This is a genomic window from Sphingomonas sp. PP-CC-1A-547 (genome assembly GCF_003610375.1).
Classification (GTDB): domain Bacteria; phylum Pseudomonadota; class Alphaproteobacteria; order Sphingomonadales; family Sphingomonadaceae; genus Sphingomonas.
In genome coordinates this window covers 1-9189 of sequence record NZ_RAPZ01000006.1, presented here as the reverse complement: position 1 = coordinate 9189, position 9189 = coordinate 1, and the positions used below count along the sequence as shown (strand labels likewise).

General features: G+C 59.4%; 9 protein-coding genes. 6 read left to right on the top strand and 3 right to left on the bottom strand.

Translation table 11 applies throughout. The features are described from left to right. Nucleotides 1-516: 516 nt before the first annotated feature. From C8J39_RS00625 to C8J39_RS18420, 6 genes are all read left to right on the top strand, one after another. Nucleotides 517-1092, top strand: a complete 576-nt coding sequence (locus C8J39_RS00625; protein WP_120298911.1) for a manganese efflux pump MntP family protein — start codon at nucleotides 517-519, stop codon at nucleotides 1090-1092. 24 nt (nucleotides 1093-1116) lie between these two features. After that, nucleotides 1117-1695 (top strand): cytochrome b, encoded by a 579-nt coding sequence (locus C8J39_RS00620; RefSeq protein WP_165895381.1) that lies wholly within the window; start codon nucleotides 1117-1119, stop codon nucleotides 1693-1695. Continuing rightward, the gene (locus C8J39_RS00615; protein WP_243650290.1) at nucleotides 1692-2600 is read left to right on the top strand and encodes a cation diffusion facilitator family transporter; all 909 of its coding nucleotides are present in this window, start codon (nucleotides 1692-1694) and stop codon (nucleotides 2598-2600) included. Before C8J39_RS00620 ends, C8J39_RS00615 begins: the two co-directional genes overlap by 4 nt. Before the next feature lie 786 nt (nucleotides 2601-3386). Continuing rightward, complete coding sequence (locus C8J39_RS00610; RefSeq protein WP_404969301.1) at nucleotides 3387-5081, top strand: ABC transporter permease; 1695 nt, start codon at nucleotides 3387-3389, stop codon at nucleotides 5079-5081. 14 nt (nucleotides 5082-5095) lie between these two features. Further along, the gene (locus C8J39_RS00605) at nucleotides 5096-6397 is read left to right on the top strand and encodes an AAA-associated domain-containing protein (RefSeq protein WP_060525198.1); all 1302 of its coding nucleotides are present in this window, start codon (nucleotides 5096-5098) and stop codon (nucleotides 6395-6397) included. A gap of 166 nt (nucleotides 6398-6563) precedes the next feature. Then, a complete protein-coding gene (locus tag C8J39_RS18420; protein ID WP_132833998.1) occupies nucleotides 6564-6950 on the top strand; it encodes a hypothetical protein in 387 nt (128 codons plus the stop codon). Nucleotides 6951-7163: 213 nt separating this feature from the next. Here the strand turns inward: C8J39_RS18420 and C8J39_RS18415 are convergent, their stop codons facing one another. From C8J39_RS18415 to C8J39_RS19255, 3 genes are all read right to left on the bottom strand, one after another. Then, nucleotides 7164-7730 (bottom strand): hypothetical protein, encoded by a 567-nt coding sequence (locus C8J39_RS18415; RefSeq protein WP_132833997.1) that lies wholly within the window; start codon nucleotides 7728-7730, stop codon nucleotides 7164-7166. Between the two features lie 153 nt (nucleotides 7731-7883). Continuing rightward, nucleotides 7884-8342, bottom strand: coding sequence for a hypothetical protein (locus C8J39_RS00600; RefSeq protein WP_132833996.1), 459 nt, complete (start codon nucleotides 8340-8342; stop codon nucleotides 7884-7886). Nucleotides 8343-8801: 459 nt separating this feature from the next. Continuing rightward, entirely contained in the window at nucleotides 8802-8846 is a 45-nt protein-coding gene (locus C8J39_RS19255; protein WP_404969300.1) for a hypothetical protein, read from the bottom strand. Nucleotides 8847-9189 lie beyond the last annotated feature (343 nt).

The window sequence follows — 9189 nt, the reverse complement described above, 5'->3', positions numbered from 1 at the left end:
ACTCATGTCTGGAAAGTTCCCCATAATCCCACTGAACGAATGACTACTACCGGGACTCCGAATTACTAACCCGAGCGTCCGGGTGTGGGCGTTCTGGTACGATCCCGCATTCTCGCGAGGGATGGTGTTTCGGGAATAGCGATACGTTCTCGAATGCCATCTTTCGCCGAAAAACGAGAATGCGGACTGAGGCGATTTCGCGGAAGGCGAGGGCAGCATTTCAGGCGGAGTCTCCGTGGCTCCAGCCACAAAGTGACCCGATCGATCAATGCGACCAAATCGATCGCATTTAGAGTATTGCCTGCACCCGACCTCCCAGATATTGGGGCCTCACTCTTGGGGAGTAGCTACCCGCTGTATGCGGGGCCATCGTCAACATCCTTGGATCGCTCGCGTGAGCAATCCGTGGCGATGGCAGCAGGTCGAATGATCTGCCCAGCGAGACCAACGATGCACCGCCTCTCCCGTGGCCAGAGGTGAATCGCATCGTTCGGTCGACGGCCCTAGGACGATTTCATGACTGGTCTGCTTACACTTGGCGCCCTCGGTGCCAGCTTGTCCGTGGATGCCTTTGCTGCGGCGGTGGGCAAGGGTGCTGCCAGCCAACGCAATCGCTGGAGAGATGCCCTGCGCGTCGGCGCAATCTTTGGATTTTTCGAAGCGGTTACTCCGGCAATCGGCTGGGCGATCGGCCTAGCCCTCAGCACCTGGATCGCAGCCGTCGATCACTGGATCGCTTTTTTCCTGCTGTTGGGCGTCGGAGGTCATATGATCCACGCGGCGACGAAGGTTTCCGAGGGAGACGCCAGCGCCGCGCCGCGTGCGGACGCGAACAGCCTCGTGCGGCTAATCGTCACGGCGCTGGCGACTAGCATCGATGCCACTGCGGTTGGTGTCAGCCTGGCCGTCATGCAGGTCAACATCCTCACGGCCTGTCTGGTCATTGGCGGCGTCACGACCGTTGTCGCCACTCTGGGTGTCATGCTTGGCAGGCACGCTGGCAGCTATATCGGCCGCTACGCCGAGATACTTGGTGGCGTAGCGTTAATTGTGATTGGCGGCTCGATCCTGTTCCAGCATCTGACTGCCTAACCACACATGATCGGGAGTGCTGCCATGACCGACACGCACAACGGCATTACGCGCTACAACAATGGCGCTATCGCGTTCCACTGGATCATCGCCGCACTGGTTGTTGCGCAGATCTATGTCGGCTGGACCTTCGCCGATATGGAACGCGGCGATCTGCGGACCGAATGGTTCAACTGGCATAAGACCCTCGGCTTCGCGATCCTGTTGCTGAGCATTGGTCGTCTAGGGTGGCGCATCGCCAATCCTCCGCCACCTCTGCCTGCTGAAACGCCGCGGTGGGAAGTGGTGCTGGCGCGGATCAACCACATTTTGTTCTATGTGATCCTGATCGGCCTGCCGCTCACCGGGTGGATGTATCTCTCGACCGGCAAGCCGTCCCTGACCAGCGCGACCACGCCGCTCATCGGTGGCCTCGCATGGCCCTTCATTCCTGGCCTTCCCCGCGCGGCGCATGGCAGTTTTGAGCAGGCGCACATTGTGCTGGTATGGCTGACCTATGCCTTGTTGATCCTGCACGTCGGCGCGGCGCTCAAGCATCAGTTTATCGATCGCAGCCGCATAGCCGGCCGGATGCCGCCCTTCGGCGTAAGGAAAACACGGTGAGCGAACAGACCGCGAAACCGACCAACATTCTCAAGCTGGCGGCGGGCAGCATCGCCGTCAGCCTGGTGGTCCTCGGCCTCAAATATCTTGCCTATGCCCTCACGGGGAGCGTCGCGCTTTATTCGGATGCGATCGAGAGCATCATCAATGTCGTGACCGCCATTGCGGCGTTCTTCGCGATCCGGATCAGCCTGCGTCCGGCGGATGCCGATCATCCCTATGGGCATTCCAAGGCTGAGTATTTCTCGACCGTCCTCGAAGGCGTGCTGATCCTCGTCGCCTCGCTTGCCATTCTGCGCGAGGCGTATGGCGCAATCCTCAATCCGCATGCCCTTCAGGCTCCAGCGCTCGGCCTTGCCGTTAGCGCTGTGGCGACAGTGTTGAACGGGGCATGGAGCTGGCTCCTGATCACCACGGGGCGCAAGCGCCGTTCGCCAGCGCTGATCGCGGACGGCAAGCATTTGTTGACTGACGTCGTCACGTCCGGCGGTGTGATCGTCGGCGTCCTGCTGGTCGCGCTAACCGGCTGGGAGATTCTCGATCCGATCCTAGCCGCACTCGTCGCGCTCAATATCCTCTGGTCGGGATGGAGCCTTATCAAGGAAAGCGTCGGCGGCCTGATGGACACGGCCCTTCCGACAGAGGAACTTGCCGCGGTTCAGGCGACGATCAACGCGAACATGGGAGGCGCACTTGAAGCGCATGATCTGCGTTCGCGCCACGCTGGCCGGATGACGTTCATCGACTTCCACCTGGTGGTCGAGGGCACCATGACCGTCGATACCTCGCACGCTATCTGCGACCGCATCGAGGCGGCCCTGAAGGCCGGTCATCCCGACAGCATCATCTCGATTCACGTCGAGCCTGAGGCCAAGCGCAAGCATGGCGCGATGGCGATTGCCTGATCCATGCACGCCCTCGGGATCCTAATGCTGACAGTGACTGGACTGACACCCGCCCTCCTGGTCGGATGGCTTGATCCCAAGTCCCGTCGACGTCGTGTTCGGGCTAATCGCGCGAATGCTGAAAAAGTCGCCCGTGGCAACGCAGTTGAGAGACGTTCGCGCTTGAGCACAACCGATCCAGGTGTATGGGCGACAAGGTCGGCCAGAAACCCGGACCGACTCCGAAAACAGGATGAGAATGCCTCGATCTAGTCCCTCAACCGGCGACGCAGACAGTAGAAGCTTCGGCTTTCTGCGTCTTCAATCGTCAAGCCTGGGTCCGATTGGGTCGCTATCGGCAGCAACGACGCTGACCTGACGCGACCTCCATCGGGCTCGTACACATACCCGATGGAGGTCTTATGACCGCACCAATGCCGTGCGCCTTTGAGCGTGCCGAACGACTGAACGAAGTTGTCGGCGCGTTCCCACTTCAAAGCGGGCGCGTGATCCGCTCATTTGCACTAGCCTGTCCCTCGAAACGATGCAGCCCATCCGCCGACTACGCGACCGCGTAGCGGCTCGATCACGGACGTTTCGGGATATACCACATGACGATTGCACTAATTGCTGCGGCCTTTGGCTGCACCCTGATTGCCGCGCCTGTCCGTCACAGGATCGATGTAACCAACTGCGCTCAGCATGATCGTGGCCCCGCGAATGTGCTCGCAATGCTCCTGCCTGGAGCTGATTGAGATGGACCGGCTCGCATTCCTTGGGTTCTCGCCGCGCCGCCTCAAGGTCGGCATGGGCTGGTCCGATCTGGCCGTGTTCGCGATCCTCCTCGCTGTTGCGGTTGGCGCAGTGTCGGGAGTGCGCGACGCCGTCGAGCCGCTCGCTCGTCTGCGTGTCGAGCCGATCGTGCTCGACCCTTGGGCACTTCCGCAATACGCACTGCTGACGACGTTGCGGCTGTTCGCGGCACTGGCGGCATCGTTCGTTTTCACGATCGTAGCAGCGACCGCCGCGGCCAAAAGCCGGCGCGCTGAACTCGTCATTATCCCAGCACTCGATATACTCCAGTCGGTCCCGGTACTGGGATTCATGACCTTCACTGTCACCGCCTTCATGGGCTTGTTTCCTGGAAGCCGGGTAGGTGTTGAATGTGCAGCGATCTTCGCGATCTTCACCAGCCAGGCCTGGAACATGGCGTTCAGCCTCTACCAATCGCTGCGGCAGGTGCCCGGTGATCTCGACGAGGTGGCACGAGGCTTCGGACTATCGCCGCTGCGCAAACTACTGCGCGTCGAGCTGCCCTTCGCAGCGCCCGGACTCATCTGGAACGCGATGATGTCGATGTCGGGCGGCTGGTTCTTTGTCGTTGCCTCCGAAGCTATCAGCGTCGGACACACGCAAATCATGCTGCCGGGCATCGGTTCTTGGTTGGCGGTCGCGATCGATCGTCGCGATCTCGGCGCCGTCGCTATGGCGGTAGCGGCGATGGCTGTAGTGATCCTGTTATACGATCAGCTCGTTTTCCGTCCGGTCATTGCCTGGGCCGATCGGTTCCGTGTCGAGCAGACGGCTAGTAGCAATCCGCCGAAATCCTGGGTGTTCGATCTGTTTCGACGCGCCCGGCTACTGCCATCGTTGACGGCACCGCTGCGCGCTGCGGCAGCGCTTGTCTACGTAGTCGAACCAGCACCCCGTCCAATGATCCAGCGCCGACAATTTGCGCCAACGGTCGGCGCAGAGCGTTCGGTTACACTCCGCATCTGGACGATCCTGGTGGTGATCGCGGCGCTGGCTGCGGCAGCCTATGCCGTACGGTTTCTCGGGGCTACGCTGACGCTGGACGACGCCTGGACAGCGTTGCGTTTCGGCTTGCTGACGTTGTTTCGGGTCATCGTCCTTATCGCGGTCGCAAGCTTGATCTGGGTGCCGATCGGAGTCTGGATCGGCCTGCGCCCTGTCTGGACCGCCCGCGTCCAGCCGGTCGCACAATTCCTGGCGGCGTTCCCCGCCAACGTCCTGTTTCCGATCGCTGTCGTCGCAATCGTCCACTTCCACGCCAACCCCGATATCTGGCTATCACCGCTGATGGTGCTCGGTACGCAGTGGTACATCCTGTTCAACGTCATCGCGGGTGCCAGCGCGATTCCCAATGATCTACGCGAGGCGCATTCCATGTTCGGCGTCCGCGGATGGCTGTGGTGGCGACGCCTGATCCTGCCGGGCATATTCCCGTATTACATCACCGGCGCGCTGACCGCTTCGGGTGGATCGTGGAACGCCAGCATCGTCGCCGAGGCCGTGTCCTGGGGCAGTACGCATCTACGTGCGCGGGGGCTCGGCAGCTATATCGCGGACGCGACCGCGGCCGGGGACGGGCCGAAAGTCCTGTTGGGGATCATGGTCATGTCGGTGTTTGTCATCGCCATCAACCGCCTGCTGTTCCGCCCACTTTACAAGATTTCCGAACGCCGCCTGCGGCTGTCATGAGGGAACCATCGGCCATGATCATCACCAACAAACCAATCGTCGTCACCATCGAACGGCTGAGCCACAGCTATGGCGGTGCCGAAGGTGGCCCTCCGATCCTCCAGGATGTGGCGCTCGACGTGCGCGAAGGCGAGGTCGTCGGGCTTCTCGGTCGATCCGGTTCGGGCAAGTCCACGCTGCTGCGCTCGATCGCGGGGCTGGTCGAGCCGAGTGAGGGCGAACTGACATTCGTGCCGGATGCCAACGGCAAGCCGCGATCGGTGTCGATGGTGTTCCAGTCGTTCGCGCTGATGCCGTGGCTGACAGTCCTGCAGAACGTGGAGCTTGGCCTCGAGGCGCAGCGTGTGCCGGCGGAGGAGCGCCGTCGGCGCGCTATCGCCGCCATCGACCTGATCGGTCTGGACGGGTTTGAGAACGCCTTTCCCAAGGAGCTGTCAGGCGGAATGCGCCAGCGCGTCGGCCTGGCGCGAGCGCTGGTGGTGGAGCCGTCACTGCTGCTGATGGACGAACCGTTCTCGGCGCTGGACGTGCTGACGGCGGAAACGCTGCGCACCGATCTGCTCGATCTGTGGGGAGAGGACAAGCTCGGCATCGCCTCGATCCTGATCGTGACGCATAATATTGAAGAGGCCGTGCTGATGTGCGACCGCATCCTCGTCCTGTCCTCTAATCCAGGGCGGATCGCGGCTGAGTTCCGCGTCGATCTGCCACAGCCGCGCGACCGTCTCGATCCGCATTTCCGTGACCTGGTCGAACAGATCTATGCCCGGATGACCCAGCGCGCGCCTGCCTCCGTGACGAACCCGGAATCCCTGGTTGAGCACGGGATGGACCGGCCATTGCCCGACGTGTCGGTGAACAGCTTGGCCGGGCTCATCGAGGAGGTCGAGGCGGCACCCTTCTCTGGCCGGGCACCGCTGTCGGCTTTGGCGGATACGTTGCAGCTTGAAATCGACGACCTGTTCCCGATCATCGAAACGTTGCAACTCTTGCAGTTCATCGATGTGAACGATGGCGACGCCGTACTAACCAAACGGGGGGCAGCCTTCGCTCAGGAAACGGTCGACCAGCGCAAAGCCAACTTCCGTCGCACGCTCGAAACGCATGTCCGGCTAGCCAGTCATATTCGCAAGGTGCTGGATGAGCGCCGTTCGCACCAAGCCCCTGCCAGACGGTTCCGCGACGAACTGGAAGACCACATGTCTCCCGATTTCGCAGCGACCACGCTGCGCGCTGTCACGGAATGGGGCCGCTATGCCGAGCTATTCGCGTTCGACGATGACGAGGATCAGTTTACTCTAGAAGACCCCGCCTGACCCACACGGTTTCCCACAAAGGATCGAGTTTCAGGAATGCCCGCCTCATTCCGCTTCGCGACTGACATGTATCGCTGATATCTGCACCTTTGCCGGGGCCTAGCGGCAACGCTGGTCGCAAACCGCGCATTGACTCCTCATGGCAATGAGGTTCAATTTTAGCGTCATGGCCAATGCTAACCCGCTGATCCCGCGACTTTACATGGTGAGTACGCTTCTTGTTGCTTTATCATCTACGGCATGCGCTTCGGCGCAGGAGTATGACCTGGCGGCAAGAAACGCGGCACGGGCATGCAATGTCTCTGAAGGTAATCTCGCTTTAACTAGTGATCGTGGCGTTGATCAGCGACGTATATGGTTGGTGGCTCGTCGCGGCGCGTTAACACAGGCGCAATTTGACTGCATCGATAAATGGTCAGTTGCCAATTTTACGGTTCATGCAGAAATGGCTTCGTCCTTACCGCCAAGATGGCCGAGTAAAGCGGAAATCGAACAGCAAGCCGATCTTTTGGCGAACCAGATGGTCGTGGAAAGGGGGTCCCCCCATCCGTGATATAGCGCCGACATACAGACATCTTGCAGGCGTTAGTGTCGGTAAGCCATAGGTGTTTCCGCTTTACGATCCCAACTTAGAACGTCCTCGACACCCTGCGAAGTTCTCGGAATCGATCGATTCCGATAACTTCGATGCCTTCTCGATCGCCGTTCGGTTTTGGGAACGCTCGGGCAGTCTTGAACCGCCCCCCGTCGACCTCCGTTAGTCGCGTCACTTTGCAGGGCAAGGATGCCCCGATTTCCGAGTATCGCAGACAATCACGGATTCTAGGTATTTCCCTAGCGAGACCTTTTCGTCGGTGGTGAGCGCGTGGTCATAGGCGTATTGTACCGAATAGAAGCTATCCTCACCTTTGATCGCACGAATATAGAGATTTTCTGGCCTGCCTGTTGTCGGGTTTCGAGGGCATTGAATGGCTAGCAACGATACGTCGTATCCGTTTGCAGATCCGTTTAAGACATTCGTATGAGAAAGCGCGGGGCATACCGCCGCGTAATTCTCTCCAAACTCAACTAGAAACTTACCCGGTCTCAAATCAGGTTTTGCCTTAAATACTTGTATGGTAACCATTGAGGTCCAAGTTTTTAAGTTTTGTGCTTTAGGGGCAAACTCCTGAACAGACGCACCATTGCGATCGCCGGAAAACACAGACTTGAACCCGATTGGAGCCTGTCGAGCTAACGTCTCGCCCGAATGACGATCCAGTTTGTCGGCGCCGTAAGCGGGCATGGCTAAAACTACCGCAGCACCAATCCAGATGCTTTTCGCTTTTTTCATATCGACATCCTCCTATCCTGCCTGCGTTTTAGTGCTTTCGCTATAGGCGGCAAGCAGATGACCATACGCGGCCATTGTATCGATTCCCATTTGTCGATCCAATTTTGGGAATGTCCGGGATGCGAGGATGAGTGGACGTAAGCCGAAACCTCGTCAGCCGAAGTAGTAGAAGCCTGCTAGTTTGCTTTGGGGAACGATAATCGCGATGCCCTCGCCATGGTTGATTACCCTGTAGAAGGCACCGGGACGCATCAGCGAGCCCGGTAGATCGCCGAGAGGTTCGCCACCGCTATCATCGCACCCGCCAAACGCCCCCGTGTAGAACCTTCCTTTGTCACCTGAGGCGATAGGCGTGCTCTTCCAGCCAGCGGGTAACTCCACCTCGAACCCATTCTTCGACCTGTGTGGGGGGAACGTGCGTCTGGCAGCTGCGTCAGTGATCTCAACGACCATGGCATCGCAGCTTTCTCGAAATCCGCCACCGCCGCCTGCGAACAGCGTTCGCTTTACCTCCAAGCCAGCGGGAAAATAATTCGAGGGCCATTTGGGTGAGCAGCTTGGCAAAAGCGCGAAAGCGGCCGCGAGCGCAAGACTTCTTACCAAAAGGGTCACTGGACGCTCCTCAGTCAATTCGCTTCTTGTGAAGGGCGCCGCTTAATGTCGAGTTACGGGAGCAAGAGGAATGGCCGGAATAGGGAAGGAAAGCGGACGGGCGGGTTTCGGGCCAATACACTGAAAAGCGGACGTTGTGGATTACCGACTTGTGAGCAACCGCGTACTATACACAGCGTCCGGGGCGTTTGCCGCTTCGATCCGAGTGCGGAGAGTAGAGGGCCACTTAACAAAAATTGCCCGACAAGCGCCGGCGCTGGCAGCAATTTGACACTCCGGCGCGTTGTGCAAGAGTGATGTCGCTCGTGTTCAACGATTGATGATAACCGGAGGACCCCATGCTTCCCATTTTGCTTGCCGCCGCTGCTGCGTCAAACGCGCCCACCGTCTTACCAAATCGGGATAGGGATGCACGTCCTCCCAATCCAGCGATTGGCATTCTTTACATGCCAACGCCGCTCACTGTTTCAGCGGACACGACGCACAGTACCCGCCTAGCGGCACTTCGTACCGAAGCGCTCGAGATGCAAGCTATTGACGGAGGAACCCTAACCCCCGAACATCACGCTCAGTTACAAGTCAAACTTGATCGGATTCAGCTTCGTTATGCAGAGATGCTTCGCCGGGCAGACCCGTTCTCGATCGATTCAAACGGTAGCGCGATATACACTATCCACACCCGGCCGGTTGTGTTCGTTCCCAACCTGCGCCGGAGCACTCCGTAGGCAATCAGCGACTAGCTGAATGAGCGGCCGCTTCTCTATCGCGGCCTGAGTCAACAGGCGCAGACCACTCTCCGCCGCCGCGAGTGCGCCGGTTTGAGGAATTGGTAGGCGACGAAAATACA